The organism is Longimicrobium sp., assembly GCF_035474595.1.
In the GTDB taxonomy this organism is placed as follows: Bacteria; Gemmatimonadota; Gemmatimonadetes; order Longimicrobiales; family Longimicrobiaceae; genus Longimicrobium.
Genome location: NZ_DATIND010000099.1, coordinates 14,586 through 39,583, shown reverse-complemented (window position 1 = coordinate 39,583; position 24,998 = coordinate 14,586). Strand labels below are relative to the sequence as shown.

29 protein-coding genes are annotated in these 24,998 nt (G+C 70.5%); 19 read left to right on the top strand and 10 right to left on the bottom strand.

Annotated features, from left to right (window positions below; all coding sequences use genetic code 11):
• Positions 1 to 5: 5 nt before the first annotated feature.
• On the top strand, positions 6 to 974 hold the full coding sequence (locus VLK66_RS28775; RefSeq protein ID WP_414676502.1) for a PKD domain-containing protein: 969 nt from the start codon (positions 6 to 8) through the stop codon (positions 972 to 974).
• Positions 975 to 989: 15 nt separating this feature from the next.
• Here VLK66_RS28775 and VLK66_RS18600 read toward each other — a convergent pair whose 3' ends face one another.
• The 5 genes from VLK66_RS18600 to VLK66_RS18580 all read right to left on the bottom strand — a co-directional run bounded on the left by VLK66_RS18600 (position 990) and on the right by VLK66_RS18580 (position 4,438).
• Complete coding sequence (locus tag VLK66_RS18600) at positions 990 to 1,670, bottom strand: DUF2461 domain-containing protein (protein ID WP_325310965.1); 681 nt, start codon at positions 1,668 to 1,670, stop codon at positions 990 to 992.
• 5 nt (positions 1,671 to 1,675) lie between these two features.
• Positions 1,676 to 2,278 carry a hypothetical protein gene (locus VLK66_RS18595; protein ID WP_325310964.1) on the bottom strand — a complete coding sequence of 201 codons (603 nt, stop codon included), beginning with the start codon at positions 2,276 to 2,278 and terminating at the stop codon, positions 1,676 to 1,678.
• Between the two features lie 130 nt (positions 2,279 to 2,408).
• On the bottom strand, positions 2,409 to 2,981 hold the full coding sequence (locus VLK66_RS18590) for a hypothetical protein (RefSeq protein WP_325310963.1): 573 nt from the start codon (positions 2,979 to 2,981) through the stop codon (positions 2,409 to 2,411).
• Positions 2,981 to 3,148, bottom strand: a complete 168-nt coding sequence (locus VLK66_RS18585) for a hypothetical protein (protein WP_325310962.1) — start codon at positions 3,146 to 3,148, stop codon at positions 2,981 to 2,983. The genes VLK66_RS18590 and VLK66_RS18585 overlap by 1 nt, the downstream gene beginning before the upstream one ends.
• A 129-nt stretch (positions 3,149 to 3,277) precedes the next feature.
• Positions 3,278 to 4,438 carry a homospermidine biosynthesis protein gene (locus tag VLK66_RS18580; protein WP_325310961.1) on the bottom strand — a complete coding sequence of 387 codons (1,161 nt, stop codon included), beginning with the start codon at positions 4,436 to 4,438 and terminating at the stop codon, positions 3,278 to 3,280.
• A gap of 136 nt (positions 4,439 to 4,574) precedes the next feature.
• Here VLK66_RS18580 and VLK66_RS18575 point away from each other — a divergent pair, with 136 nt between their 5' ends.
• On the top strand, positions 4,575 to 4,982 hold the full coding sequence (locus VLK66_RS18575; protein ID WP_325310960.1) for a four helix bundle protein: 408 nt from the start codon (positions 4,575 to 4,577) through the stop codon (positions 4,980 to 4,982).
• Between the two features lie 12 nt (positions 4,983 to 4,994).
• Here VLK66_RS18575 and VLK66_RS18570 read toward each other — a convergent pair whose 3' ends face one another.
• Complete coding sequence (locus VLK66_RS18570) at positions 4,995 to 5,897, bottom strand: TIGR00730 family Rossman fold protein (RefSeq protein ID WP_325310959.1); 903 nt, start codon at positions 5,895 to 5,897, stop codon at positions 4,995 to 4,997.
• Positions 5,898 to 6,027: 130 nt separating this feature from the next.
• Between VLK66_RS18570 and VLK66_RS18565 the strand changes: the two genes are divergently transcribed.
• From VLK66_RS18565 to VLK66_RS18545, 5 genes are all read left to right on the top strand, one after another.
• Positions 6,028 to 7,107, top strand: a complete 1,080-nt coding sequence (locus VLK66_RS18565) for a hypothetical protein (RefSeq protein WP_325310958.1) — start codon at positions 6,028 to 6,030, stop codon at positions 7,105 to 7,107.
• A complete protein-coding gene (locus tag VLK66_RS18560) occupies positions 7,104 to 7,517 on the top strand; it encodes a DUF6941 family protein (protein ID WP_325310957.1) in 414 nt (137 codons plus the stop codon). Before VLK66_RS18565 ends, VLK66_RS18560 begins: the two co-directional genes overlap by 4 nt.
• A gap of 168 nt (positions 7,518 to 7,685) precedes the next feature.
• A complete protein-coding gene (locus VLK66_RS18555) occupies positions 7,686 to 8,570 on the top strand; it encodes an ion transporter (protein WP_325310956.1) in 885 nt (294 codons plus the stop codon).
• Positions 8,571 to 8,785: 215 nt separating this feature from the next.
• Positions 8,786 to 9,253 carry a VOC family protein gene (locus VLK66_RS18550; protein WP_325310955.1) on the top strand — a complete coding sequence of 156 codons (468 nt, stop codon included), beginning with the start codon at positions 8,786 to 8,788 and terminating at the stop codon, positions 9,251 to 9,253.
• Positions 9,246 to 9,866: a pentapeptide repeat-containing protein gene (locus VLK66_RS18545; protein WP_325310954.1), complete on the top strand. Its 621-nt coding sequence runs from the start codon at positions 9,246 to 9,248 to the stop codon at positions 9,864 to 9,866. Before VLK66_RS18550 ends, VLK66_RS18545 begins: the two co-directional genes overlap by 8 nt.
• Positions 9,867 to 9,946: 80 nt before the next feature.
• Here VLK66_RS18545 and VLK66_RS18540 read toward each other — a convergent pair whose 3' ends face one another.
• Both VLK66_RS18540 and VLK66_RS18535 read right to left on the bottom strand, forming a co-directional pair.
• Positions 9,947 to 11,926, bottom strand: coding sequence for a hypothetical protein (locus tag VLK66_RS18540; protein ID WP_325310953.1), 1,980 nt, complete (start codon positions 11,924 to 11,926; stop codon positions 9,947 to 9,949).
• A 53-nt stretch (positions 11,927 to 11,979) separates the two neighbouring features.
• Positions 11,980 to 12,633, bottom strand: coding sequence for a DUF305 domain-containing protein (locus VLK66_RS18535; RefSeq protein WP_325310952.1), 654 nt, complete (start codon positions 12,631 to 12,633; stop codon positions 11,980 to 11,982).
• Positions 12,634 to 12,974: 341 nt separating this feature from the next.
• On the opposite strand from VLK66_RS18535, the gene VLK66_RS18530 reads away from it, so the two are divergent.
• Genes VLK66_RS18530 through VLK66_RS18515 form a run of 4 tightly spaced genes read left to right on the top strand, consistent with a single transcriptional unit; the run spans position 12,975 to position 15,509 of the window.
• On the top strand, positions 12,975 to 13,475 hold the full coding sequence (locus VLK66_RS18530) for an isoprenylcysteine carboxylmethyltransferase family protein (RefSeq protein WP_325310951.1): 501 nt from the start codon (positions 12,975 to 12,977) through the stop codon (positions 13,473 to 13,475).
• A 47-nt stretch (positions 13,476 to 13,522) separates the two neighbouring features.
• Positions 13,523 to 14,308, top strand: a complete 786-nt coding sequence (locus tag VLK66_RS18525; protein WP_325310950.1) for a hypothetical protein — start codon at positions 13,523 to 13,525, stop codon at positions 14,306 to 14,308.
• Complete coding sequence (locus VLK66_RS18520) at positions 14,305 to 14,760, top strand: carboxypeptidase-like regulatory domain-containing protein (protein ID WP_325310949.1); 456 nt, start codon at positions 14,305 to 14,307, stop codon at positions 14,758 to 14,760. Before VLK66_RS18525 ends, VLK66_RS18520 begins: the two co-directional genes overlap by 4 nt.
• Entirely contained in the window at positions 14,757 to 15,509 is a 753-nt protein-coding gene (locus tag VLK66_RS18515) for a class I SAM-dependent methyltransferase (RefSeq protein WP_325310948.1), read from the top strand. Before VLK66_RS18520 ends, VLK66_RS18515 begins: the two co-directional genes overlap by 4 nt.
• 135 nt (positions 15,510 to 15,644) lie before the next feature.
• Here the strand turns inward: VLK66_RS18515 and VLK66_RS18510 are convergent, their stop codons facing one another.
• Positions 15,645 to 16,655 carry a lipase family protein gene (locus tag VLK66_RS18510; RefSeq protein WP_325310947.1) on the bottom strand — a complete coding sequence of 337 codons (1,011 nt, stop codon included), beginning with the start codon at positions 16,653 to 16,655 and terminating at the stop codon, positions 15,645 to 15,647.
• Positions 16,656 to 16,934: 279 nt separating this feature from the next.
• Between VLK66_RS18510 and VLK66_RS18505 the strand changes: the two genes are divergently transcribed.
• Together VLK66_RS18505 and VLK66_RS18500 are read left to right on the top strand one after the other, a co-directional pair.
• Positions 16,935 to 18,347, top strand: coding sequence for an alpha-amylase family glycosyl hydrolase (locus VLK66_RS18505; RefSeq protein WP_325310946.1), 1,413 nt, complete (start codon positions 16,935 to 16,937; stop codon positions 18,345 to 18,347).
• 113 nt (positions 18,348 to 18,460) lie between these two features.
• Positions 18,461 to 19,903 carry a DUF4157 domain-containing protein gene (locus VLK66_RS18500; RefSeq protein ID WP_325310945.1) on the top strand — a complete coding sequence of 481 codons (1,443 nt, stop codon included), beginning with the start codon at positions 18,461 to 18,463 and terminating at the stop codon, positions 19,901 to 19,903.
• Positions 19,904 to 19,979: 76 nt separating this feature from the next.
• Here VLK66_RS18500 and VLK66_RS18495 read toward each other — a convergent pair whose 3' ends face one another.
• A complete protein-coding gene (locus VLK66_RS18495) occupies positions 19,980 to 20,462 on the bottom strand; it encodes a DinB family protein (protein ID WP_325310944.1) in 483 nt (160 codons plus the stop codon).
• 208 nt (positions 20,463 to 20,670) lie between these two features.
• Between VLK66_RS18495 and VLK66_RS18490 the strand changes: the two genes are divergently transcribed.
• The 6 genes from VLK66_RS18490 (at position 20,671) to VLK66_RS18465 (ending at position 24,705) form a co-directional block, all read left to right on the top strand.
• Entirely contained in the window at positions 20,671 to 20,991 is a 321-nt protein-coding gene (locus VLK66_RS18490) for a DUF1330 domain-containing protein (RefSeq protein WP_325310943.1), read from the top strand.
• Between the two features lie 113 nt (positions 20,992 to 21,104).
• On the top strand, positions 21,105 to 21,983 hold the full coding sequence (locus VLK66_RS18485; protein ID WP_325310942.1) for an ankyrin repeat domain-containing protein: 879 nt from the start codon (positions 21,105 to 21,107) through the stop codon (positions 21,981 to 21,983).
• A gap of 483 nt (positions 21,984 to 22,466) precedes the next feature.
• On the top strand, positions 22,467 to 22,955 hold the full coding sequence (locus VLK66_RS18480; protein ID WP_325310941.1) for a nuclear transport factor 2 family protein: 489 nt from the start codon (positions 22,467 to 22,469) through the stop codon (positions 22,953 to 22,955).
• A 25-nt stretch (positions 22,956 to 22,980) separates the two neighbouring features.
• The gene (locus tag VLK66_RS18475) at positions 22,981 to 23,250 is read left to right on the top strand and encodes a hypothetical protein (protein ID WP_325310940.1); all 270 of its coding nucleotides are present in this window, start codon (positions 22,981 to 22,983) and stop codon (positions 23,248 to 23,250) included.
• A 76-nt stretch (positions 23,251 to 23,326) separates the two neighbouring features.
• Positions 23,327 to 23,833, top strand: coding sequence for a DinB family protein (locus VLK66_RS18470; RefSeq protein ID WP_325310939.1), 507 nt, complete (start codon positions 23,327 to 23,329; stop codon positions 23,831 to 23,833).
• Positions 23,834 to 23,841: 8 nt separating this feature from the next.
• On the top strand, positions 23,842 to 24,705 hold the full coding sequence (locus VLK66_RS18465) for an aminoglycoside phosphotransferase family protein (protein ID WP_325310938.1): 864 nt from the start codon (positions 23,842 to 23,844) through the stop codon (positions 24,703 to 24,705).
• Positions 24,706 to 24,998: the final 293 nt, after the last annotated feature.

The window sequence follows — 24,998 nt, the reverse complement described above, 5'->3', positions numbered from 1 at the left end:
CCCTCATGACTCAATCTCCCCGTCTGGTGGCGATCGCCGCGGTACTTGGGCTCACCGCGCTAGCCGCGTGCGGCGACACGACAGCGTCGCTGGTTCGGCCACCGCGGCCGCGGCCGAACCTGGTCGGCAACCATCCCCCGGTGGCCTCGGCGCACGTCCAGGAGTTCAAACGCGCCGAAGGTCGACCCTTACTGTTCTACTCCACGGGGAGTTACGATCCGGATGGCGATCAGGTCTCCTACTCATGGAACTTTGGCGACGGTACAACGGGGGACGGCTATGAGGTGGTCCACACTTATGCTGACAACGGTACTTACACCGTAACACTCACCGTGTCTGACGGGTTCGGGAAGACGGGGACTTCTACGTTGTCGCTGCCCATCAGCAATCGGTCCCCGGTCCCGGGAACGCTCACAACCAGCGGACCTCTGCTGGAGGGCCAAGGGTTCACGCTCTCGACTACCCCGGCGACGGACGGGCCAGCAGACGCCGTGCACGGGTTGCTGTATTCCTACTACTGCGGTGGTCCGAAGTGGAGCGCCTTTACCACCAACACGAATTGGCCGTGCCCCGCAAGGCCAGACAACGGAACTTACGCTGTGGGCGTGACCGTGCTGGACAAAGACGGAGCGTCCGGATCCCGCACGCAGGCGATCCCGATTGCGAACCTGATTCCTGTAACGACCGTACGTGTCGCGAGCCTTGTAGGGCCCCAACTCGTGTCGCTCCAGTATGCGTTTACAGACGCTCCAGGTGATCTCTACAACGCGACGCTTAGCATCGACTGGGGTGACGGATCCGCGCCCATTACAGGAAAGGCATGGGCGAACACCACGTACCGGTATTCCCATCATTACTTGGGCGGGGGCAACACGTATATCATCTCAATCACCGCCACAGACAAGGATGGCGGCCGTTTGAGTGATGTCATCCCTGTTTACGTCCCATCACACGACGACGGGAGCCTACCCTGACAACTCGCGGCTAAATCAATCCAAGCGGTCGCAGCGCGGCGTCACCGCGTCGCCGAGCCAGGCGAGGAAGGGATGCATCGCGCGGAACGTCTCCAGCAGCCACGGCGTCACGTCGCCCGCCTCGGCGGAGACGCCACGCTCGCGCTCCACGATGAAGCTCTTGAGCTTGATGATGCCGATGAGCGGCGCGTCGGCCGAGTACCCGGCCGGCGGACGCTTCAGCGTGTGGCCGTCCCACAGGCCATCGAAGGCGGCGCGGAAACCCGGCGCGTCGAGGATCGCCCGCAGCCGCTCGGGGTGCGCGGCCACGTGCTCGCGGATGAGGGCCAGCCGCTCGGGCTCGGGCATCCACACGCCGCCGCCGGCCATCAGCACGCCGTTATGATCGACCTGGAAGTAGTACGACGGCCCGCCGCCGCGCCGCCCGCGCTCGTGGATGACGGCGCTGAACGTCGTCTTGTACGGCGTCTTGTCGCGGCTGAAGCGCACGTCGCGGTGGATGCGGTAGATGCAGTCGGCCGGGTCCACCCACCGCACCGACGCGTCCCACTCCGCGATCCCGGCGATCACCCGCCCCACGTACGCGGCGAACTCCTCGCGCAGGGCCTGGAACTCGGCGCGATTGGCCTCGAACCACGCCTTGTCGTTGTGCGCCGCGAGCCCGGCGAGATAGCGGGAGAGGCGGGGAAAGTCCATCGCGGTCACGATCCGGCGGAGGCGGTGCACTGGGGGACGCGGTCGCGCGGAGGGGTGTAGTGGGCGATCAGCCGCAGCGCGCCGGCGTACTCGAAGAAGCGGACGTACTCGCACAGCTTGGCGCGTACGCCGGCGGGCTTCGCGGCGCTGCGCCGGTCGCCGATCAGCGCGATCCAGTACGCGGCCGTGGGGTGGCGCACTTCCTCGTCCACGAAGCCCTGGTGCTGCAGGTATTCCAGCCGGTCCAGCCCTGTCAGCAGCCGGTCGAGCGCGTAGACGACCTGGTATTCGTCGGCGGTCAGCACCCGGTTGCGCATCGCGCCGTCGAGCGCGGAGACCAGCAGGGTGTCGGTGGCCACGAAGCACCGCGGCGCGTCGGCAGCGTCGTCGTGGACGCAAACGCGCGGCTGGTTGTACTCCAGCATCGCCAGCGCGCTGCGGACCTCCGGTTCCGCCTCCTCCGCCTGCAGCAGCTGCGTGAAGTACTCCAGCCGCTTCCAGCGCTGCTCCTGGCGGTACTCGTGCAGCCCGATGGCGAAGGCCACAAGCGCGCCCACCAGCGTCATCAGCTGGAGCCACTTCTCCGGGTCGCGAAGCCACTGGCGCATGGGCGTGCTCTGATGGGGAGGCGGGATGGGCGGAGACGAGCCCGGGCGAACTCAGCGGGGAAAAGCCCAGAACGCCTTCGTAGCCGTTCTGGAGATCGCAATAATCCGGATTCTCGACCGGGAGAAGCGGTCAGGCGCCTGGTTTCGAGACGCGCAGCGCCGCGGTCCACTGGTCTTCCAGCCCGAGCGCGCGAGTCCACCGCTCGATGTAGCCGTGATCGACGCCATCCCCTCGCACCTGCAGGATTCCCGCGGCGTCCCGAATCTGCCGGTCGGAGCCGCCCAGCTTGGCCCACTCGAGCTTCGAGATGATCACGTCCTCGGCCGTCGCGATCGTCACAGGGATGCCGTCGATGACCGCTGGCACGCGCCGACTGAACTCCTCCTCGCTGAACCGCCGCGGCTTGCGGAACATGAAATCAGCCTTGAACCCGCTCTCCCAGTCTATCGCGTTGAACTGCCCCGCCTCTGCGAGCGCTTCGAAAGCAGCCTTCTCATCGACGTAGTAATCCGGAGGCACGAACCGGGAAACCAGGTCGCGAAGCTGCTCGCGCGTCGGCATGATGACAAAGTCGATGTCCTGCGTTGCTCGCCCTTGTCCGTGGTAGGAACTGGCGAACGACCCGGTGAGCATGTAGGGCACACCGGCTGTGTCGAGCGCCTCCACGAAGCGGCGCAACGCATCATCCGCCCCGTCGCCCATCACGCGCCTGGGGGAAGAGGTTCAGGGAGGAACGAGACCCGAACCAGTTCGCGCTTCACCTGGCGCTCCGTCCAGTCGGGATGCTCGGTACGGATGCGCGACGCGGCCGACCGGCGCATGAAGTTGCTCAGCTTGAACGCGATCCTGATCCGCTCCTCGCCCGTCATCTTCCGCAGCCGTTCGATTTGCAGCCTGTGGACTTCCGGGCTCGTGTCACTGTGGCGCATAGGTCAGGCAAAGTGTTCGCGAGGTGAGTCCACCGGACAGCCGGGAGCGCTCCGGCAACCACCATCGTTCTACCGGTCGCGGTCGAGCATGCCGCCCTCGTGCACGGCGTGGTCGCGGGCGGCGTCGCGGGTGCTCTCGTTGCGCTCGGACTTCTCGTACTCGTCGCGGATGCGCTGCATCATCTCGTCGCGGCGGTCGAACAGGCGCTTCGGGGTGCGCGGCGCGTGGTTGTCGAGCGCGTACGCGGCCAGGATCGGCAGCGCGACCGTCGAATCCAGGTAGCAGACGACGGCGTCGGGAAGCTTGTCGGGGTCGATCTTCCCCCAGCTCACGGCCTCGGCGGGGGTGGCGCCGGACAGGCCGCCGGTGTCGGGGCGCGCGTCGGTGATCTGCAGGAAGTAGTCGTGCCCGCGCTCGTCGATCCCCATCACCTCCTGGATCTGCGGCTCGGTCTGCAGCGCGAAGTTCTTGGGGCTGCCGCCGCCCAGGATCCAGATGGCGCTCTTGCCGCCGGCGCGCTTGGCGTCCAGGACGATGGCCGCCGTCTCGTTCACGTCGGCGTTCACGTCGAACATCAGCTTGTTTCCCTGCAGCGCCTTGGCGGCCACGTTCATCCCGATCGAGCTGTCGCCGGGCGACGAGGTGTAGATGGGCACCGCGTGCTCGTACGCCGCCGCCAGCAGCGACTTGCGCCCGATCCCCAGCTCCTCCTCGCGCGCGGAGATGTACTTTCCGCACAGGTAGTGGAACTCGGCGGTCGACATGGGCCGCTGGAACTCGGGGGATGCGATGATCTGCCGGAAGAAGGCGTCGGTGTCGAGCAGCACCGAGTAGTCGAAGAAGATGTCGTAGATGCGCACGACCTCTTCCTCGCGCAGCACGGTGTCGCTGATCTGCGGCGACCCCTGCCGCAGCTCCAGCCCGATGCCGAAGTGCGTGTCGTGGTAGAGGTTGGCGCCCGTGGAGATGATCCAGTCCACGAACCCGGCCTCGATCAGCGGGATGACGCTGCTCATCCCCAGCCCGGCGGGCGTGAGCGCCCCGGTCATCGTCAGCCCGATCGTCACGTCGTCGTCGAGCATCTTCTTCGTCAGAAGATGGCACCCCTCGCGCAGGCGAGCCGCGTTGTAGGCCTGAAAGGTCCCGTCGACGAGATCGGTCACGGATAGCCCGGGGCCAATCTTCTTGGGCTCGATGCGCTTTCCACTCAAGTACCGGCTCTGGGCCATTGGAGTCCTAAGTCCTAAGTCCTAAGTCCTAAGTCCTAAGTCGCAAATGATGCGCTCAGGGGGGATGCGGAGCATGCGTGCTACGCTTACTTTCACTGCCCTTGACGAATGAATTCCAACACACGCTGGAGGTGCGATGAAAATCAGCCGCTTCGAAGATCTTGTCGTATGGCAGCGCTCGAAGGAACTCTCGCTTGAGGTTTATCACGCCACGACCGCGGGGGCATTCGCCCGCGACTTCGGGTTGCGCGATCAGGTCCGCCGCGCCGCTGTGTCGGTGATGTCGAACATCGCCGAAGGCTTCGGAAGGTTCACCAGCCCGGAAGTGCGCAGGTTCCTCTCCATCGCCCGAGGCTCCGCGTCCGAGGTGCGAAGCCAGCTCTACCTCGCACAAGAACTCGGATACATCACCGACGCCCAGCACCGTCGTCTCAATGCGCTGTGCGTGGAGGTCGACCGGATGCTCGCCGCCCTACGCACATCTCTCGAAAAGAGCCATAAGCCACGCGTCCCTTCCACTCAGGACTTAGGACTTGGGACTTAGGACTTCTTCTTTCTACTGCGCATCGTGCTTCTCCGGCTCCGCCGGTGACTCGGGGTCCGTCACCGCGGGCTTCTCCTCCACCGTCGGCTTGGGCGACCTGCGCTTGATCAGGCCGTGGTACTCGGGGTTCTCCGGGACAGCACCGCGCTGGGCGTCCTGGAGCACGCTTCCGCTCTTCTCCATCACGATGCGGCAGGCGTCCTCGGGGGTGTCGGCCATCACCATCAGGTCCAGGTCGTCGGGCGAGACCTTTCCCTCCGCCAGCATGGTGCCGCGGATCCAGTCCAGGAAGCCCTTCCAGTACGCGGTGCCGTAGAGCACCACCGGGAAGCCGTGGATCTTCCCCGTCTGGATCAGCGTCAGCGCCTCGGTCAGCTCGTCCAGCGTGCCGAAGCCGCCGGGAAAGATCACGAACGCCTCGGCGTACTTCACGAACATCGTCTTCCGCACGAAGAAGTAGCGGAAGTTGATGGCCACGTCGACGTACTCGTTGATCGCCTGCTCGAACGGCAGCTCGATGTTGCAGCCGATGGAAAGCGCCCCGGCGTCGCGCGCGCCGCGGTTGGCCGCCTCCATCACCCCCGGCCCGCCGCCGGTGATGATGCTGAACCCCGCCCGGCCCAGCAGCCGCGCCGTCTCGCGCGCTTCCTGGTACTGCTCGTGGTCCGGCTGCACGCGCGCCGAGCCGAAGATGGTGACCGAGGGCCCGATCTTGGCCAGCGCGTCGAACCCCTCCACGAACTCGCCCATGATGCGGAACACCCGCCACGGGTCGCTGCTGGTGAAATCGCCCGCGCGCGCCGGCTGCGCCGCCGGCGACTGCAGCAGCTGCTCGTCTTCCGTGGCGGCGCCCATCCGCGCGTTGCGGTTCAGCGTGGGGTTTTCCTTCCCCCGCGGCATTCCGTCGTCTGCCATGCCCGTCCGTGGTCGCGTCTGTGGCCCGCCCTATCGCGAGAGCGGGAAGGGCGACAAGATAGAGCGCTCCGCGGCGCACGCAAAACCGGGGCTCGCCCGGCCGCCCGCACCGACCCGCATCACGGACACCATGAGGACAAGGATCAGGGCGATCTCGGTCGCCGCGCTCGCGCTCGCCGGCTGCCGGGGAGACCGCACGCCTCCGCCCGCGGGACAGCAGACGTCGCAGCAGACCCAGCCGGCCGGACGGCTGGAGGTGACGCTCCGCCTTCCCCAGCAGCTGGGGTGGAACGCGAGCGACACCGTGGTCGTCGTCATCGCCAACGGCAGCGCGGCGCCGGTGCCGGACGCGGAGCTCAGCCTCTTCGTCCAGACCCCCGTGGCCGCGCCGGTGGATTCGTCCGCGCCGGGGCCGCTTCCGACATCCAGAGTCAACGCGCTGGGGACGCGGGTGAAGTTCATCGTCGGCACCGTGGCCGCGGGGCAGACGGTGGAGCTCCGCCAGCCCATCCGCACCCCGCCGGCCCCCGCGGTGGCCGCGCCGCCCGCCCCCGGCCAGCCGAAGCACGCGCATGCCGCGCATCCGGACACGTCCACGCGCTTCCTGGTCACCGCGCAGCTGCAGCGCGCCGACCGGGCGCCGCTGGCCGCCACCGCCGAGGACACGCTCCGCATCCGCGCCGGCGCGGCCATGGTGGTGGGGGGATGCGGGAACGCGAACGACGCGGTGGTCACGCGCTACGGCATCGGCCCGGTGCGCGTGGGGATGCCGGTGGACGCGCTCCGCGCCGCCTGCCCCGAGGCGCGCGACACCACCTGGCGCGGGCAGGAGGGAACGGCGGAGCACGGCGTGGTGGTGATGCCCGGCGGGCGCCGCGTGGTGGCGGTGATGACCGATTCGGCGGTCACGCGCATCCTCATCGACCAGCCGGGGGTACGCACCGCGGCGGGGATCGAGGTCGGCACCACGGTGGCCGGCCTGCGCGGCCGCTTCGGGCGGATGTGCGCGGGCACGGCCGAGCGGCAGATCGCCGTCTGGTTCCCCAACCAGCCGGGGCTCAGCTTCGGGCTCGACACCGCGGCCACGAAGGGGTGGACCCCCGCGCAGGCCAATCCGGACTCCGTGCCCGACGGCGTGAAGGTCACGTCGATGTGGGTGCGGAAGGGAAGCGACGACTGCCCGGCGCGGCCGGGGGAAGGCGGACGATGAAGATCCCGATGGCGTTCCTGGCCGACGAAGCCAACATCTCGCAGGAGGGCAAGCTGAACGTGCTGGGGATCTTCGACCGCATCGCCGCGGCCGAGTTCCCGGTGGTGCACCCGCGCATGGTATTCGCCTTCCGCGTGCAGGCCGACTTCGCCGACGGCGGGCGCGGCTTTCCCGTGGTGGTGCGGATGGTGGACGAAGACGGCGGCGTGCTCTTCGAGGCCGCGGGCGAGATCAACCCGCCCATGGTGCCGCCGGGCGAGTTCTCCACCGCCAACCAGGTGTTCACGCTGGTGGGGCTCACCTTCCCCCGCCCCGGCGTCTACAAGTTCCAGGTGATGGTCGGCACCCAGCCCCCCCACGAGACCGAGTTCGCCGTCAGCACCCCGCCGCAGGACTCGCAGCTGAACTGATCCCGGCGCCGCGAACAGCGTTGTTTCGCGCGGAGAAGCAGAGGAACAGAGGATTTTGCTCTGCTCCTCTGCGTGAACCCTTCCTATCCCGGGAAATCGCGCCCGTGGGGCAGTCCCATGGAAACGGGGCGTGTCCCGGAAGGTGGGCGCGACAGGGGTTGAAGGCGAATGAATTCGCGGCAACAACAGCACCAAGTCCGCTTCGCGGACTGCTCTCCAGCTTCCCCGCGCCACGTCGCCCTCGCGATCACGCGGCGGCGGGTCTGGGAGATCCTCGATCCGGACGACGGGAACGCCACCCGCGCGGAGCGGGCGTTCGGCGCGTTCATCCTCGCGCTGATCGCGCTGAACGTCGCCGCGGTCGTCCTCCAGTCGGTGCGCTCGCTCGAGCTGCGCTTCTCCGGCGCCTTCCGCGCGTTCGAAGTCTTCTCCGTCCTCGTCTTCTCGGCCGAGTACCTGGCGCGCGTCTGGTCGTGCACCGAGGACCCGCGCTACCGCGGGCCGGTGCGCGGCCGGCTGCGGTTCGCGCTGTCGCCGATGGCGCTGGTCGACGTGCTCGCGGTGCTGCCGTTCTTCGCGGCGGCGGGGGCGGTGGACCTGCGCGTGCTGCGGGCGGCGCGGCTGTTCCGCCTGGTCCGCCTGCTGAAGGCCACGCGCTACATCGCCGCGATGCGCGTGTTCCGGCACGTGCTGCGGACCAAGCGCGAGGAGCTGGTGCTCACGACGGCCATCATGTCGATGCTGCTGGTCGTCGCCGCGTCGGTGATGTACTTCGCGGAGAACGAGGCGCAGCCGCAGAAGTTCTCCAGCATTCCCGAGAGCATGTGGTGGGCGGTGGCCACGCTCACCACGGTGGGGTATGGAGATGTGTATCCCGTCACGCCGCTCGGCCGCCTGGCCGGGGGATGCATCGCCATCCTGGGCCTCGGCTTCTTCGCCCTTCCCACCGCCATCCTCGGCGCCGGCTTCGTCGATGCGGTGCAGATGCTGAAGGCGCCGCCGGTCTGTCCCCACTGCGGGAAGTCTGTCGCCCGGCCTGGAGAGGGCGAATGAATTCGCGGCAACAACGGCCCGAAGTCCGCCTGCGCGGACTCCCCATCCGGCATCGGCGCGTTGCCGGAGCACCCCTCTCGCCAGACCGCCCGGGCTGCGTTTAGCTTGCACCGGAATCGGGCTGGCGCCGCGGGGCCGCGGCCGCAGTCCCGCAGGGACTTCGTGCTGTTGCTGCCGCGAGTTCATTCGCCTTTCCCGCGCTTTCCGGAGCCCCGATGCTCGACAACCGCTCGATCCCCGCCGTGACGGTCATCCCCGTGCTCGTCTATCCCGACGTGGCCGCGGCGGTGGCATGGCTGTGCGCGGCATTCGGCTTCACGGAGCACCTCCGCATCTTCGACCACCGCGCGCAGCTCGTCGTGGGCGGCGGCGCGGTGGTGGTCGCGCAGGGCGATTTCGATCCCCCCGCCGGCGATCGTCCCGGCGGCCACTCGGTGATGGTGCGCGTGGAGGACGTGGACGCGCACTGCGCGCGGGCCACGCGGCACGGCGCCCGCATCACCCAGCCGCCCACGACCCACCCCTTCGGCGAGCGCCAGTACGGCGCGATCGACTTCGCCGGGCACGCGTGGACCTTCACCCAGTCCGTTGCCGACGTGGACCCGGCGGACTGGGGCGGCGTCCTGGTCGCCCGCGGTGAGGGTGAGATCGGCAGCACCGGAGGGAGCCCGCCGCGTGGCTGAGCGGAAGCACGGCGCCCGCGCGCCGGAAACCACGTCGACGGTCGCGGGGGCGGACTGGTACGGGCGGGAGATCGCCGGCGAGAGCCACACGGCGGTGCTCTTCGTGGACCTGGACCTGACGGAGGCGGTGAACCAGGGCGCGGTGTTCAACGACTGCACCTTCCGCCGCGCGAAGTTCAACCTGTCCACGCACACCGGCGCGGCGTTCGTCAACTGCACCTTCACCGGGTGCAACTTCTTCGACACGCGCTTCACCGACTGCAAGATGGTCGGCAGCATGTTCGACCGGTGCACCTTCGACGTGATGCAGGTGTCCGGCGGAAACTGGTCGCTGGCCGGCCTTCCCGGCGCCGACCTGCGCACCGCGTCGTTCCGCGGCGTGCGGATGCGCGAGGCGGACCTCACCGGCGTGCGCTGCCAGGGTGCCTCGCTCCGCGACGTGGACCTTTCCGGCGCCTGGATGCACGGCGCGCAGCTGGCCAGGTGCGACCTGCGCGGCAGCGACCTGAGCGCCGTCCAGCCGGAGAACGTGGAGCTGCGCGGCGCCATCGTCACCTGGGAGCAGGCCATCGTCATCGCCACCGCGCTCGGCCTGGACGTCCGCCCCGAGTAGCCGCGGCGGCAACGATACCGGCTCACGATCACCACGGCCCTTCTTCCTGCCGCTCCGTCTTGCTGCCGATCAGCCGCCGCTTACCGCGCCGGCGACAGGTCGCGGATCGTGCCCGCCAGCATCCGCACCTTCGCCGCGTCCGGCGAGCCGGGAGCGTAGGTGCCGACCTGCGACGCCAGCGTGACCAGCGCCGTCCGGCGCGCCGCGCCCGAGGCGCCCTCGGCGCGGGCCAGCGCCGCGCGCACCGAGGAGACGCGCGCGGCCGACAGGCCGTGCGAGCGCTCCAGCTGGTCTACGTAGGCGTGAGCCAGCGCGAAGCTGGGCGCCCAGGTGAAGTGCGGCTGCCCCTGCGTGTTCAGGTAGTCGATGTGCACGGTCCTGGCCGCGTCGATCTCGTGCTGCGACAGCATGGGGCTGGGCGCCAGCTCGAAGATGTCCAGGCCGCGCGAGATCTCGGAGCTCACGATCACCCCGTTGTACCAGTATGCCGACCAGCTTCCGCCGCTGGCCATCCGCGTCGAATCCACCGGCCCGCGGTCGAAGAAGGCGATCTCGCGGGGGTGCGCGGCGTCGGTCCAGTCGAACACCGAGATGCCGCCCTGGTACCACGCCTGCACCATCACGTCGCGCCCGGGGATGGGGATGAGCGAGCCGTTGTGGGCCACGCAGTTCTCGTTGGCCGTCTGCGGCGCCGGGAGCTTGTAGTAGCCCTGGAAGTTCATCCGGCTGCGGTCGGCGATGGTGAAGATCGCGTCGGCGCCCCACTCGCGGCGGTCGCTGGCGCGGCACTTGGCCTGGCCGCCGCCGCCCCACTCGTCGCTGAACAGCACCTTGGTGCCGTCGTTGTTGAAGGTGGCCGAGTGCCAGTACGAGAAGTTGCTGTCGGACACGGCCGCGATGCGCGTGGGGTTGGCCGGGTCGCGGATGTCCAGCAGCATTCCGTACCCCTCGCAGGCGCCGCCGGCCAGCCCCACGGCCGGGTACACGGTGATGTCGTGGCACTGCGTGGGCCCGGTGCGGCGCGCCGCCTGCGCGCCGAACATGCGGTCCACGATCCCCTGCAGGCTCTCGCGCAGCGCCGCGCTGTCGGCCGCCGTGGCCGCGCCGGTGCCGCCGCGCGCCTTCACGATGCTGTCCAGCATGGGGTTGATGAACTGCGGGGGCGCCACGCGCTCCACCCCCTGCACCCGCACCGTGTACATCCCGCGGGCGCGGGCGGCGGCGGCCTCCTGGGCGGCCTCGGCGATGTCCTCGGGCGACTCGCCGTGGCGCGGGGGCGCGGCCAGGTTGTTGAAGATGCGCGGCGAGCTGACGATGGCCGCCTGCTCGGGGTGCGCCACCGGGACCTTGATCACCTCGATGCGGAAGAGCGACGAGTTGGGGTCCTGGTCCGGCGCGGCGCGCACGCACCCGGCCAGCTCGCTGGGCGAGCGCACGCCCGCCGAGCCGGAGATGTACACGTACACGTTCTCCGGGTCCTTCGGATCCGCCAGCACCGTGTGCGTGTGCGAGCCGCGGCAGGTCTGCACGTTGCCCACGTTGCGCGGGTGCTCGATGTCGCTGATGTCGAAGATGCGCAGCCCGCGCAGCCGCTCGCGGCTCACGGTGTCCTGCACGCCCTGCGTGCCGCAGTCCAGGCGCCCGGTGAGCCCCTCGCCCGAGATGAAGAGCAGGTTCCGGTACACGGAGACGTCGCTCTGCGAGGCCGGGCAGACGAACGCCGTCTTCAGCGTGGGGTGGCTGGGGTTGGAGATGTCCCAGATCTGCCAGCCGTTGTAGCTCCCCTGGATGGCGTAGTGGCCGGTGAAGGCCAGGTCCGAGTTGGTCTTGCCCACGAACGCCTCGGAGGGCGGCGTCTCGGAAAGGACGCGCAGGTTCCACGCGGCCTCGCCGGCGTCGCGCAGCCCGGCGCGCAGGCCCACGCGCGGGTCGGGGCTGGGCGCCTGGGCCGCGGCCGGCGCGGCGAGCGCGGCCGAAAGCGCGGCGGCGAGGGACAGCTTCCACGCGGAGGGAGAGACGGATCTCACCCCCCGGCGGCATGCCGGGGACGACAGGTTCATGGTTGCTTCCTCTGGCTGGGTGAAGGGGGTCCTGCGGGTGTCGCGGCGGCCGGTCACGGCGCGGGCGCCCCGAAGACGACGGAGGCCAGCATCCGCTGCATCCGGTCGATCTCGGTGGTCTGGTCTACGTTCACGTCGCTGGCGAACTTGAACACCGTCTCGTCCTGCCCGGCGCCCCACGAGCCGAACAGCTGCTGCACCATCTGCGTGGCGCCGCGGTGGTGCTGGATCATGAAGGTCAGGAACAGCCGGTCGAACTCGCTTCCCGTGGCATGCTCCAGCTCGGCCATCTGCGCGTCGGTCAGCATTCCCGGCATCAGCATCTCGTGCTGCATGCCGCCCATCTCCATGTGCATGGGCGCGGCGGGGTCCGGCACCGGCTGGCCGCGGTCGCGCAGCCACTGCTGCATCGTCGCGATCTCGTCCTGCTGCGCGTTGATGATGCGCGCCGCCAGCGTCTGCACCGAGGCGCTGGCGCCGTGCGTGGGCGCCAGGCGCGACATGACGATGGCCTGCGCGTGGTGGCCGATCATCGACGACATGAAGTGCACGTCGGCCGCGGTCCAGCGCGCCGTGTCGGGCCGCGCGACGGGCGCCGCCTGCGGCGTGTCGTGATGGTGCTCCTGCGCGGCCGCGGGCATCGCGGCGGCCATGCCGGCGGCGAGCAGCGCCGCGGCGGCGAGCGAACGGGTGTGCGGTCGGGTCATACGGGATGGTGCTCCGGGAAGCGCTGTCGAAAGCCGCGCCGGTGTGGGTTCGGGATGATGAACCGATAGTAGCACGCCGGAATCAGTTGGCAAGGCTGTTTTCATTGCCGCGGGTCCGCCGCGGGCGATCGGTCCCTCCCGCGCGGCGCGGTCCCCTCGAGCGAAAGTCGCGCTCGCGGGGCGGAGTGTTAAGCCGGGGGACGCTGCGGTGTACGCCCGGCGAGGGGGATAGGTTTCATCCCCGCCGCCCGCATGCCAGCAGAAGAATCTTGCGCCCGCGGCCCGCGCGGCAGAGCGTTGGAAGCGGATGCGCATCCGTTCCCCGCCCACCGGAGGGAGCGATGGATCTCCTGAAGACGCTGCTGTTCACCATCCTGGTCCCCGGCACCGTCGCCGGCTACGTCCCCGCGTGGCTGCGGCGCGGCGAGGCCGCCGAGGCCGCGCCGCCGGCGTGGCGGGTCGCGGCCGGCGTGCTGGTGTTCGCCGTGGGCGCGGCGGTGTACCTGCGCTGCGCGTGGGACTTCGCCACCGCGGGCCGGGGAACGCCGTCGCCGACGCACCCGCCGCGGGCGCTGGTGGCGCGCGGGCTGTACCGCTGGTCGCGCAACCCCATGTACGTGGGGGTGGTGATGGTGGTGCTCGGGCAGGCGCTGGGGTTCGCGTCGCGGGCCGACGCGGTGTACGGCGCGCTGCTCTGGGCGGCGTTCCATCTCCGCGTGGTGCTGGTGGAGGAGCCGGTGCTGCGCCGGTCGTTCGGCGCGGCGTACGAGGGATACGTGGCCCGCGTGCCGCGCTGGTTCGGCCGCGCGCGCCCGGCGCCGGAGCCGTTCCGGATTCCGTGATCCACTCATTATCAGGGTCGATGAATCTCCCGCCCATTGGAGGCAACGTGCACGCTCCCCATCACCACCGCCTGATCGCGATCCTCATCGCCATCCCCCTCCTCCTTCTCGCCCGCCCCGCGCCGGCGCAGGAGCCGGAGGCGAAGAAGAGCACCGGCGCGCCGGACCGGTGCGTCCCCGCGGTCGCGCAGCGCGACTCGATGCGGATGCACCCGCCGCACGGCTACCTGCTGGCGGTGATGGCCGGCTTCATCGTGGCGCCCCCGGCGCTGCTGCGGCTCCCCGGCTTCGCGTGCGAGGACAGGGACGACCGGCCGCTGGGGCTGCTGCGCGACCACGTGGCGGTGTTCGTGGGCGGCGGCGGGCTGATCACCGGCGAGTGGAAGGGCGGCCCCGCGGGCTCGGTGGACGCCGAGGCCGTGGTGCGGCACGTCTACGCCGACGTGCGCGGCGAGCAATACTGGTTCACCGGCGACCGCATCCGCATGTGGGACGCGCGCGTGGGCTACCTCTACCAGCCCGTGCGCACGCTGGCCGGGGGGATCACGGTGGGCTACCGCGGCGCCAGCGGGGCGCCGGGCGACTGGGGCGTGGAGGGGGTGCAGATCGGGCTGCCGCTGGTGATCGGCGCCTGCCCCGAGTCCAGCCCGTGCTGGATCCACTGGGAGCCCACGTACGTGTTCAGCCGCGGCCACCTGCGCGTGAGCCCGCGCGCCCGGGTGGACATGACGCTGCCGCGCACGCCGCTGCTGGTGCGCCTGGACATCGACAGCAAGGGCGTGCGCAGCGAGAACCCGTTCGTGGCCACGCTCAGCCTGGGGCTGCGGCCGTGACGCGGCGCGCGCTCGCCGCCGCGGCCGTGGCGCTGGCGTCCTCGGCGGCGGCGTGCCTTCCCATCCCGCACTGGGAGACGGGCTCGCCGCGGCTGGTGGGCCGGGTCACGCGCGAGGACGGAACGCCCGTGGCCGGCGCGCGGATCGCCGTGACGCACCACGCCGAAGACGCCACCTGCGCGCGGCCGACCGGCGCGGCCACCACCGACGCCGGGGGCCGCTTCGAGCTGCCGCGCGGGCGGCGCTTCGAGCCGGTGGTGCTCTTCTTCGGCGACTGGACCCACGGCTACCGCGTCTGCGCCGGCGCCGCGCCGCCGCTGGGCGAGGCGTACTACTGGAACAGCTTCGCGTCCGTCCCGCGCAGCGACTCCATCGCGTGCGTGGAACGGGGCGGGCCGGGGCGCACGACGGTCACCTGCGCCACGCGGCGCGACCGGTGGCGCCATCCATGACGTCGCCCGCGCCGGTCGCCTACGACGCCATCGGCACCACCTACGTGCGCCACCGCCGCCCGGACCCGCGCATCGCCGCGGCGGTCGCCGAGGCGCTGGGGGATGCGGCGTCGGTCGTGAACGTCGGCGCGGGCGCGGGCGCGTACGAGCCGGATGACCGTCCCGTCGCCGCCGCCGAGCCCTCGGCGGTGATGCTGGCGCAGCGCGCGCGAGGTGCCGCGCCCGCCGTCCAGGCCCGCGCGGAGGCGCTGCCGTTCGCCGACTCGTCGGCCGGCGCGGTGATGGCGGTGCTCACGATCCACCACTGGGCGGACGCAGCGCGCGGGCTGGCGGAGTGCGCGCGCGTCGCCCGGGACCGCGTCGTCCTCCTCACCTTCGACCCCGAGAGCGCGGGGTTCTGGCTGGTGCAGGACTACTTTCCCGCCATCCACGAGCTGGACGCGCGGACGATGCCGACCCTCCCCGCCATCGCCTCCGTCCTGGGCGAAATCGAGGTGCGGCCGGTCCCCATCCCCGCCGACTGCGCGGACGGCTTCCTGGGCGCGTACTGGCGCCGCCCCGCCGCGTACCTGGACCCGGAGGTGCGCGCCGGCATCTCCGTCTTCGCCCGCATCGGCGGCCTGGAGCCCGCGCTCGGCCGCCTGCGCGGCGACCTGGCCAGCGGCGCGTGGCATGCGCGCCACGGCCATCTCCTCGAGCGCGGCGAGCTGGACATCGGCTACCGCATCGTCATCTCCAGAATCTGCTGAAAAGGCCGGGTTCACGCGGAGAAGCGGAGAAACAGAGATTGCGTCCCTGCTTCTCCGCTTCATCTCATCCGATACCGCGGGACGTCAGTTCGTGCATCTTCGGCGAGGTGCACTGGTTCTTCCGCCGGACCGGTATCAGCTGTATCCGGCTGGTGAATCCGCGGGAATGATCGCGGCGGCGGGCTCCGGCTGCCGGATCCCCTTGAAGTTCACGAAGGTCTGCGCGGTGACCGGGAACGCCGCGTAGACCAGCGACTGGTAGGTGGTGCCGTGGTGCTGGTAGATGGCCTGGGCCGTCCAGAAGTTGTCGTCGATGATGCTCGGGTTGAAGTTGCCGGGCAGCGTCCAGTCGCCCACCGGCTGCGCGTACCCGATGGGCGCGGCCTCGGTGAACAGGTTCGTCATGAACTCGTCCTCCGGCCATCCCCAGCTCAGGTCCCACGGCGCGTAGATGTTCTGCACGTCGCCGGGCGACCACCAGCAGAACGGCGCGATGTCGAGCGTGTTGTGGTAGCGCCAGGGGAACTCGGGGTTGCCCAGCCCGTTGAAGTAGGTGTTGAACCCGGCGTCGCCCGGCGTGAGCCCCGCGAAGCTGAACAGCGCCATGTTGTGCCCGTATCCGCCGCCGTACAGCACGTCGTTCAGGTAGGCGTACAGCGTGGGCGTGAGCGTGCCGCCCAGGCTGTGGCCGGTCACGTACAGGAACGTGGGATCGGCCTGCGCCAGGTACTCCGCGATCGACTGCCCCGTGACGGGATCGGCGAGCGAAAGAATGTCGGTCATCCCGTTATAGGTGCCCGTCGAGATCAGCGCGTCGGACGGCGCGTGCGGCGCCAGCTGGTTGAAGGGGACGGTGGTGCCGACGTCGAAGTCCTGCAGCGACCACGTTTCCCAGCTGTCCGGGTTCGTCCCGCGGATCACCACCGTGTACTCGTCGAGCGTGGAGCGGTGGGCGATGTAGGCGCGGGAGTAGGAGACGCCGAAGTCGTCCACCAGCTCCGCCGGCCCCCACACCACCTGCCATCCCAGCGCCGCCACGTCGCCCGGGATCGACGACATCGGATCGTCGTACGAGATCACCGCCAGGTTGATCATGGTACGCGGGTAGTAGCCGAAGTTCGAGGTCGTTTCGGCGGGTGTGGGCATGGGGACCTCCATCATGAAAGGGCGATGCGCACGCAGGATGTTCCCGCGCAAGCACAAGGGCGACAATCGCTTCGCACCCCTGCGCAAGAGGGGCGACGAAACACCTGATACGTAAATCCGTATCAGTTATCTACCACGATAAGCCGCCCGCCGCCGGAGTCAAGGATGATCATTCCATCCGACTCGCCGATCACCCCGCCAAGTCTGGCGTCCGGCGCGGACGGACGTAGACTTAACACGAACCCTCGACTGACCGAACCCGCGAATCCGCATGCGCCGATGAGACGAACGTCCTTTCTCCTGACCGCCCTCCTCGCGCTGGGCGCGTGCGCGGCGCCGAACGCCGCGACCCACGGCTCGGCGATGGCGCCCGCCGCCGCGGGGATGACGGCGAGCGCGGATGCCGGCTCGCACCCGGCGTGGGCGCGCAACGCGGTGATGTACGAGGTGAACGTGCGGCAGTACACCCCCGAGGGCACCTTCGCCGCGCTTGAGCGGCACCTGCCGCGGCTGAAGGCCATGGGCGTGGACGTCCTCTGGCTGATGCCCATCCAGCCCATCGGGGTGAAGAACCGCAAGGGGTCGCTGGGGAGCTACTACTCCATCTCCAACTACACCGCCGTGAACCCCGAGTACGGCAGCGACGCGGACTTCAAGCGCTTCGTGGAGGCCGCGCACCGGCAGGGGATGAAGGTGGTGCTGGACTGGGTGGCCAACCACACCGCGTTCGACCACGGCTGGATCACGGCGCACCCCGACTGGTACGTGCACCGCGCCGACGGCACCATCTCCAACGCGCGCGACAACGAGGGGCGCGAGACCGACTGGACCGACGTGGCGGAGCTGGACTACGACAGGCCCGCCATGCGCCAGGCGATGCTCGCCGACATGCGCTGGTGGCTGGACACCATGGGGCTGGACGGCTTCCGCTGCGACGTGGCCGGCGGCGTGCCGATGGACTTCTGGATGCAGGCGCGCGCCGCGCTGAAGGCGGCGAAGCCGGACCTGTTCCTGCTGGCCGAGGCCGAGAGCCCGGAGATGCACACCGCCTTCGACGCCACCTACGGCTGGGAGCTGCACCACCTGCTGAACGAGATCGCGCAGGGGAAGAAGGGCACCGGCGAGCTGGACGGCTACTTCGCGCGGCAGGCGCAGCGCTTTCCGCGCGACGCCATCCGGATGTACTTCACCAGCAACCACGACGAGAACAGCTGGAACGGCACCGAGTTCGAGCGCATGGGCGCCAACCACGTGCCCGCGTTCGTGCTGAGCGCCACCGCCCAGAACTCCATGCCGCTGCTGTACACCGGCCAGGAGGCCAGCCTGCGCAAGCGGCTGCGCTTCTTCGACAAGGACACGGTGGACTGGAGCGGCCCGTCGCTGGCCGACTTCTACCGCGCGATGTTCGAGCTGAAGCACACGCAGCCGGCGCTGGCCAACGGCGGCTGGGGCGCCCCGCAGACGGCGCTCCGCACCGACGCGGGCGAGCGCGTCTACGCCTTCACCCGCACGCAGGGCACGAACACCGTGCTGGTGGCCGTGAACTTCGGCGACCTGGCCGCGCACGCCACCTACCAGGACCTGCCGCGGCCGGGCACCTACACCGACTGGTTCGGCAGGGCCCCCGTTGCCCTCGCCGCGTCGGGAACCCTCGACATCCCCGCGCACGGATACCGCGTGCTGGTGCGGTAGTCCGCTCGCAAGCGACGGGGCCGCGCCGCGTCCGGGAACCCGGGCGGCGGCGCGACCCGGTTCCTTCGCCACGAAGCCGGCCGGCGCACTCCGCGCCGCCAGGGAGGATTCCGATGCCGTTCGCCCCGAAGCAGGCCCGGACCCCGCGCGATGCAGCGCCGCCCGCGCCCGCGCCCGCGCGTACGCAGTCCGCGACCCCGCCGCGTTCGGACTGGGCGCCGCGCGGGCCCGGCCAGCCGCTGGCGCCCCCGGTGCGTGCCTCCATGGAGCGGCGCTTCGGCCACGACTTCGCGCGGGTGCGCATCCACGCGGGCGACGAAGGGGCGCGCGCGGCGGCTTCGGCGGGCGCGCTGGCCTACGCGGCCGGGTCCAGCATCGTGTTCGCACGCGGCCAGTACGCGCCTCACACGGCGGCCGGGGAGCGGCTGCTGGCCCACGAGCTGGCGCACGTGGTGCAGACCGGCGGGCGCGCACCCGGCGCCCCGGCGGTGCCGGGCCGGCCCGACGGCGCGGCGGAGCGCGCGGCGGACGGCGCGGCGTCGCGGGTGGCGGCGGGCCGCCCGGCGGGGCCGCTGCGGGCCGCCGCGCCCGCCGTCCACCGCAAGGGCGTCACCCTGACCATCCCGCAGATCAAGCGCCAGATCGCGGAAAAGGGCCACGACGACATCACCGCCCTGGCCAGGCTGATCCCCGACTCGGGGAACGGGAAGGCCCGCATCCGCGAGGCGACGGTCGGCGGCGCGAAGCACGTCTTCAATCTCCAGTTCAACATCCAGCAGCAGTCGATCGAGGCCACCCTGCTGATGGGCAACGACGCCGAGACGGTGGAGGCCGTGTCCACCACCGGGACGCCGCCGTCACAGACGGTCAACCACGACATCCGCATGACCTTCCCGTCGAACATGGCGGGCGACGGAGTGACCACCATCTTCCACGAGCTGGTGCACGCGCGCATCATCCTGGACCGGCAGCTGCCCGAGAGCGAGCGCGGCGACACGTTCCGCCGCTACGCCCAGCAGATGGAGATGGCGTCCGACCCGGCGCTGCTGGCGGCCACCGGGACCTCGCCGAAGAAGGCGGCGGTGATCAGCGCGATCCAGTCGCTGCGGGCCGGGCTGCGGGCGGTGCCCGGATTCGACGAGTCACGCGCGGCCAGGCACAGCAGCGACGACGAGCTCTACGAGTTCCTGGTGAACGAGAAGTTCACCAACACCGAGGCCTCCACCGTGGTCGGCGGCACGGCCACCCCTGCCGGGAAGGTGGCGAAGCGGTACGCCGCGGCGGTGCGGAGCAGGCTGCAGAGCGGCCTGCGCGGCGACGCGCTGACCACCTTCAAGGCCGGAAAGCTCGCCGGGCTGGTGGACGATCGCGAGAAGGCGCTGACCGACGCGCTGGTCGCGCTCTACGCCGCGCTGGACGAGCAGCTGGCCTCGATCGCGAAGATGAAGAAAGAGGGGATTCCCGGCGCCTCGCCCAACCCGCTGCCGGACTTTTCGCCCGGGATCCGCCCGGCGCCGGTCGACATCACCGGAAAGCCGGTGCCGGCCGGGCCGTGAGCCGCCCGCGGGGACCGTGGGGCGAGGAACCGCCCGGGGCAATGCGCTCCGGGCGGTTTCGTCGTTCTGCGGTGATCTACCGCTCCCAGAACGGGGGCGGCTCGATGCCGAGGGCGCGCAGGTAGACGTAGCCCTGCCCGCGGTGGTGGATCTCGTTGTCGATCACGTAGAGCAGCAGGTCGTGCGCGACGCCGGGGTACTGGCCGAACGCGGTCATCTGCTCGTGGAAGCGCTCCGGCGGGATCTGCGCCCACGCGGCGTTCATCTGATCGGTGCTCTCGTCCCACCGGCGCAGGATCTCGTCCTTGGGGATCGGGTCGCGGTCGAACGACGTGTCCCACTCGCCGGTCGCCACGCCGCGCACCATCGGCATGGCCATGCTCAGCATCTCCAGCGCGATCGCGCCGAACGGGCGCATGCCGCCGACGGAGAAGGTGAAGAGCTCGTGGTCCGGGAAGAGCTCGATCACCCGCCGGGTCAGGCGGCGGTGGCCCTGCCAGTGCTCCAGCAGCGCCTCGGGGGTGATGAACACGGCGGGTGCGGCGGATTCGGTCGACACGGCTGGCCTCGCGTGGTGAGGGTGAGCCCTGCGCGTCCCGCAGCCGGATGGCTGTTCGGGATTTTTTCGGGAGCACACAGTCTACTTCCGGGGCTCGCGGAGGGCAAGAGAGTCGATCGAGTCGCTTGCTCCCGCCGCGCCGCATCCGGACTTTGCGCGTCTCCTCCGCACTTCCAACGGCTCTGGATCGGCATCACCGGGAGATTCCGTGAAGCATTATGCGATCGTGGAGATGGACGTGACCGACCGCGGCTGGATCGCGGCGTACGTGCAGGACGTGACGCCGATGATCGAGCGGTTCGGCGGGCGGTACCTGGCCCGCACCTCGCGGCTGGAGAAGATGGAGGGCGAGCGCGCCGCCCCGCAGGTGCTCGTGCTGACCGAATGGCCGTCGCGCGAGGCGGCGATGGCGTTCTACGAGAGCGACGAGTACCGCCCGTACCGCGAGAGCCGTCTGGCCGGCGCGCGCTGCGAGTTCGTGCTCGTCCCCGGCGAGGACATCACCGGCGCGGCGCGCATCCCGGAGTGACGGGAAGCATCTCCGCCGCCATTCCCCTGGTTGGATCACACGGAGGAGACGGAGAAGATCCATCCTCCGTTCCCCCCGATTCCCCGTGTGATTCCTGCAAGTCAGGAGGGTTGATGGACGATTCCGCATCTCTCGACACGCTCTTTCGCGAGGCAGCCGGCGCGATCGACGCCGGCGACACGGGCGCGCTGGAGCGCCTTCTCGCCGCGCATCCGGCGCTGGTGCGCGAGCGCCTCACCGCGCCCGGCGACTGGCTGCGCGACAGGGTGAACGGCGCGCTGGAGGGCTACTTCCGCGCGCCGTACCTGCTCTGGTTCGTGGCGGACAACCCGATCCGCATCGGGAGCCTTCCCGCCAACATCGCCGAGGTCGCGCGGACGATCGCCACCGCGGCGAAGCGCGAGGAGGCGCCGGAGCTGCAGGCGCAGCTCGACTACGCGCTCGCGCTGGTGGTGACGGGGCGCGTCCCCCGCGATTGCGGCATGCAGACGGAGCTGATGGACGCGCTGATCGACGCGGGCGCGAACCCCGGCGATGGCTACGGCGCGCTCTCCGCGCGGAACCTGGCCGCGGCGGCGCACCTGGTCGAGCGCGGAGGGAGGCTGACGCTCGCGGCCGCGCTCTGCCTGGACCGCGCGGACGACGCGGCGCGCCTCGCGGCGGATGCGACCGCGGAGGACCGCCAGATCGCGTTCGCCGCCGCGGCGCTGAACGGGAACGCGGGCGCGCTGGCGACGCTCATCGGACTCGGCGCCGACGTCAGGGCGTACGCCACCGCGATCCATCCCCATGCCACGCCCCTGCACCACGCGGTCGACTCCGGCTCGCTCGGCGCGGTGAAGGTGCTCGTCGAGGCCGGCGCCCCCCTCGACGCCCGCGACCGCGTCTACGACGGAACGCCGCTCGATTGGGCCGAGCACCTGGGCCGCGGCGAGATCGCCCGCTGTCTGCGTGAATTGGCGGCGAAATCGGTGGAAGATGGAGATGGGTAGCGGGATGCGGGAAATCGGCGCGTCTCGGCGAATCACGTGCGCGACCGGCGATAGATCCTTCGGCCTGCAACTTACGGTGTGGATGCAGGTTGTGGCTTGGCCGGCCTGAATGGAAAGTTCCGCGTGCAGCCGGTCACCGGCGACTAAAGTCGCAGCAACAACTACGGGAAGCGTCGCAAACTGCGCGAGGCTGTTCGGCTCGGCAGCCGGTTCCGCTCTGGAGGACGCCTCCCCCTTTCATCCATCGTGGTCGCGCGCAGCGCGGTGTTCGACTCAGGATGACGTCATCAGGAATAGCGCGTAGAAGTTAGCGACAGCGCACGACAAGCACCGTTTCGGAAGGCTCCGGGGGAACGTACGTTCATCGCGCCGGCCGGGGGGTCGCCGGGCAGAGATGGCGGGGCCGGCGCGTTGCAGTCTCCGGCCGAACGCGCGGCGGCATTGGCCTCCGCGCCGCATCTCCATCTCCCGAATCCCGAAACGATGTCCCGGCTCCACATCCGGCAGCTCGCCGCGCTCGCGTCCGTGTTCGTCTCCGCCTGCCATCCGGCCGCCCGCCCCGCCACCTCGCCCGGGTCGCCGGCGGAGCTGCGGCAGGCGTGGCAGGACGCCTTCAACCGCGCCGACACCGCGGCGCTCGTCTCGCTCTACGCGCCCGACGCGGTGCTGGTGACGCCGTCCGGGACGGTGCTGACCGGCGGGCAGGTGGCCGCGCGCGGCACCGTGGGGCACCTGATGGAGGACCGCACGCTGCGCCTGTCCCCGCTGCACCAGCGCATGGCCGGGCCGGCGGGGCACCTGCAGGGCACGTGGCAGGCGCGCGCCCGCGGAGACGCCCGGCTGCTGGGCTCGGGCACGTACTTCATGGTGTTCGGCCGCGAGCGCGACGGCCGCTGGAGCATCCTCTACCACGTCTGGCGCGAGGACCGCGAGCCGGCCGTGAACCGCGACGACCCGTCGGTCCGCGGCTGACACACTTCGACGCACGGAGAACCGGATGGAGGAGTACCAGATCGTCGCGAAGGACGGGAAGCTGCACCTGCAGACGCCCGGGTACTTCGGCAGGGACCTGGGGGAGTTGCACGAGACGTGGGGCGGCACGCTGGAGACGCGCAACTTCCTGGCGGGCAACTACGTGCTGGAGGACGTTTCCGGGATGTTCTCGAAGGGCGAGAAGTACAGGATCCGCAAGCCGAACGGCGACGAGGGATACCTGAAGAAGCGGAAGTCCTCGTCCGACACCTACGTGTTCGACACCGACGAGTAGCTCCCTTGCGGCGGCGCGGCGCCGGGTCTACCCTGGCGCCGTCCGCGCATCTCCAACCCACCGCCCGCCCACGCCGATGACCATCGCCGAACTGCTGCTGCCGGAGCTGGACCAGGAGCTCGCCACCACCCGCCGCGTGCTGGAGCGCGTGCCGGACGGCCGCGGCGAGTGGAAGCCGCATCCCAAGTCGTTCCCCATGGCGCACCTGGCGCAGCTCGTGGCCCGCCTGCCGTCGTGGACCACGATGATGATGTCGCGCACGGAGATCGACATCGCCCCGGTGGACGGGCCGAAGTTCCCCGGGTACACGATCGAGACCACGGCCACGCTGCTGGCCGAGTTCGACCGCAACGCCGCCGCCGCCCGCGAGGCCATCGCGAACGCCGCGGACGACGACTTCCAGGTGCCGTGGACGCTGAAGCGGGGCGGCGCCGTGCTCCAGACGCAGAGCCGCTACCAGATGCTGCGCTCCGTGGTCCTCAACCACCTGGTCCATCACCGCGCGCAGCTGGGCGTGTACCTGCGCCTGGTGGACGTTCCCGTCCCCGAGATGTACGGCCCCACGGCGGACGAGGGGAAGTAGGCGGGGAGATGGCGGAGCCGCGCCCGCCGGACGCCGCCCTCGCGGAGCGGATGGAGGAGCGGCTCCGCGCGTGGGGCGTGCGGCCGGATTCCACGCGCGAGACGGAGTCGTCGCTCGTGGCGTTCGGCACGCGCGGCGGCCAGCCCGTGGTCGTGAAGCTGGTGCGGCGGCGGGGCGACGAGTGGGATTCGGGCGCCGTGCTGGCCGCGTTCGGCGGGCGCGGGATGGTGCGCGTGCTCGGCCACGTTCCCGGCGCGATGCTGCTGGAGCGGCTGCACCCCGCCACCCTGCTGGCCGGGATGGCCATCGCCGGACGCGACGACGAGGCGACGGAGATCCTGGCGGACGTCATCGGCCGCATCTCCACCCCCGCCCCGCCTCCGCCGGGATGCGCCACGGTGGAGGAGTGGGCGCGCAGCTTCGACCGCTACCTGGCGTCCGGCGACACGCGGATCGAGCGCGGCCTGGCCGGGCACGCGCGCGGCGTCTACCGGGAGCTGTGCGCCTCGCAGCGCGAGCCGCGGCTGCTGCACGGCGACCTGCAGCACTACAACGTGCTGCTCGACGCGCGGCGCGGATGGACCGCCATCGACCCCAAGGGCGTGGCCGGCGAGGCGGAGTACGAGCTGGGCGCCGCGCTCCGCAACCCGGTGGAGCGGCCCGAGCTCTTCGCGTCGGCCGCGGCGGTGGAGCGCCGGCTGGCCATCTTCCGCGCGCGTCTGGGGATCGACGTGGACCGCGCGCGGGCGTGGGCGTTCGCGCAGGCCGTGCTCTCGGCCATCTGGGGCGCGGAAGACGGCTTCGACGTGCGGCCGGACGATCCCCCGCTCCTCCTGGCCGCGGCGATCCGACCCCTGCTGCGCGGCACGTGAGACAGGGGACAGGGGACAGGGACAGGGGCGGGGGGACAGGGGACACCGTCCCGCCGCCGGGGGGAGAGAGGGATCGCCCGTTTCCCGCCGTCTCGGCATCTGCATACCCCACAACGTTTTGTCCTGTGGAAAACCACGAACACACACGGTTTCTGACAAGAAAATCATTGACGCGGAGATTAACCCAGGATTAATATGACTCACCCACACGCGACGGACCCGTGCAGCGGGACCGTGCACCCAGCGCTCAGCGCTTTCGCGACCTGACGCTGCCCGGCGAAGGCTCCCCCTGG

Coding starts and splice junctions, on each gene's coding strand:
- VLK66_RS28775 (WP_414676502.1), top strand. CDS start 6: ATGACTCAATCTCCCCGTCTGGTGGCGATCGCCGCGGTACTTGGGCTC.
- VLK66_RS18600 (WP_325310965.1), bottom strand. CDS start 1,670: ATGGACTTTCCCCGCCTCTCCCGCTATCTCGCCGGGCTCGCGGCGCAC.
- VLK66_RS18595 (WP_325310964.1), bottom strand. CDS start 2,278: ATGCGCCAGTGGCTTCGCGACCCGGAGAAGTGGCTCCAGCTGATGACG.
- VLK66_RS18590 (WP_325310963.1), bottom strand. CDS start 2,981: ATGGGCGACGGGGCGGATGATGCGTTGCGCCGCTTCGTGGAGGCGCTC.
- VLK66_RS18585 (WP_325310962.1), bottom strand. CDS start 3,148: ATGACGGGCGAGGAGCGGATCAGGATCGCGTTCAAGCTGAGCAACTTC.
- VLK66_RS18580 (WP_325310961.1), bottom strand. CDS start 4,438: ATGGCCCAGAGCCGGTACTTGAGTGGAAAGCGCATCGAGCCCAAGAAG.
- VLK66_RS18575 (WP_325310960.1), top strand. CDS start 4,575: ATGAAAATCAGCCGCTTCGAAGATCTTGTCGTATGGCAGCGCTCGAAG.
- VLK66_RS18570 (WP_325310959.1), bottom strand. CDS start 5,897: ATGGCAGACGACGGAATGCCGCGGGGGAAGGAAAACCCCACGCTGAAC.
- VLK66_RS18565 (WP_325310958.1), top strand. CDS start 6,028: ATGAGGACAAGGATCAGGGCGATCTCGGTCGCCGCGCTCGCGCTCGCC.
- VLK66_RS18560 (WP_325310957.1), top strand. CDS start 7,104: ATGAAGATCCCGATGGCGTTCCTGGCCGACGAAGCCAACATCTCGCAG.
- VLK66_RS18555 (WP_325310956.1), top strand. CDS start 7,686: ATGAATTCGCGGCAACAACAGCACCAAGTCCGCTTCGCGGACTGCTCT.
- VLK66_RS18550 (WP_325310955.1), top strand. CDS start 8,786: ATGCTCGACAACCGCTCGATCCCCGCCGTGACGGTCATCCCCGTGCTC.
- VLK66_RS18540 (WP_325310953.1), bottom strand. CDS start 11,926: ATGAACCTGTCGTCCCCGGCATGCCGCCGGGGGGTGAGATCCGTCTCT.
- VLK66_RS18535 (WP_325310952.1), bottom strand. CDS start 12,633: ATGACCCGACCGCACACCCGTTCGCTCGCCGCCGCGGCGCTGCTCGCC.
- VLK66_RS18530 (WP_325310951.1), top strand. CDS start 12,975: ATGGATCTCCTGAAGACGCTGCTGTTCACCATCCTGGTCCCCGGCACC.
- VLK66_RS18515 (WP_325310948.1), top strand. CDS start 14,757: ATGACGTCGCCCGCGCCGGTCGCCTACGACGCCATCGGCACCACCTAC.
- VLK66_RS18510 (WP_325310947.1), bottom strand. CDS start 16,655: ATGCCCACACCCGCCGAAACGACCTCGAACTTCGGCTACTACCCGCGT.
- VLK66_RS18505 (WP_325310946.1), top strand. CDS start 16,935: ATGAGACGAACGTCCTTTCTCCTGACCGCCCTCCTCGCGCTGGGCGCG.
- VLK66_RS18500 (WP_325310945.1), top strand. CDS start 18,461: ATGCCGTTCGCCCCGAAGCAGGCCCGGACCCCGCGCGATGCAGCGCCG.
- VLK66_RS18485 (WP_325310942.1), top strand. CDS start 21,105: ATGGACGATTCCGCATCTCTCGACACGCTCTTTCGCGAGGCAGCCGGC.
- VLK66_RS18480 (WP_325310941.1), top strand. CDS start 22,467: ATGTCCCGGCTCCACATCCGGCAGCTCGCCGCGCTCGCGTCCGTGTTC.
- VLK66_RS18475 (WP_325310940.1), top strand. CDS start 22,981: ATGGAGGAGTACCAGATCGTCGCGAAGGACGGGAAGCTGCACCTGCAG.
- VLK66_RS18470 (WP_325310939.1), top strand. CDS start 23,327: ATGACCATCGCCGAACTGCTGCTGCCGGAGCTGGACCAGGAGCTCGCC.
- VLK66_RS18465 (WP_325310938.1), top strand. CDS start 23,842: ATGGCGGAGCCGCGCCCGCCGGACGCCGCCCTCGCGGAGCGGATGGAG.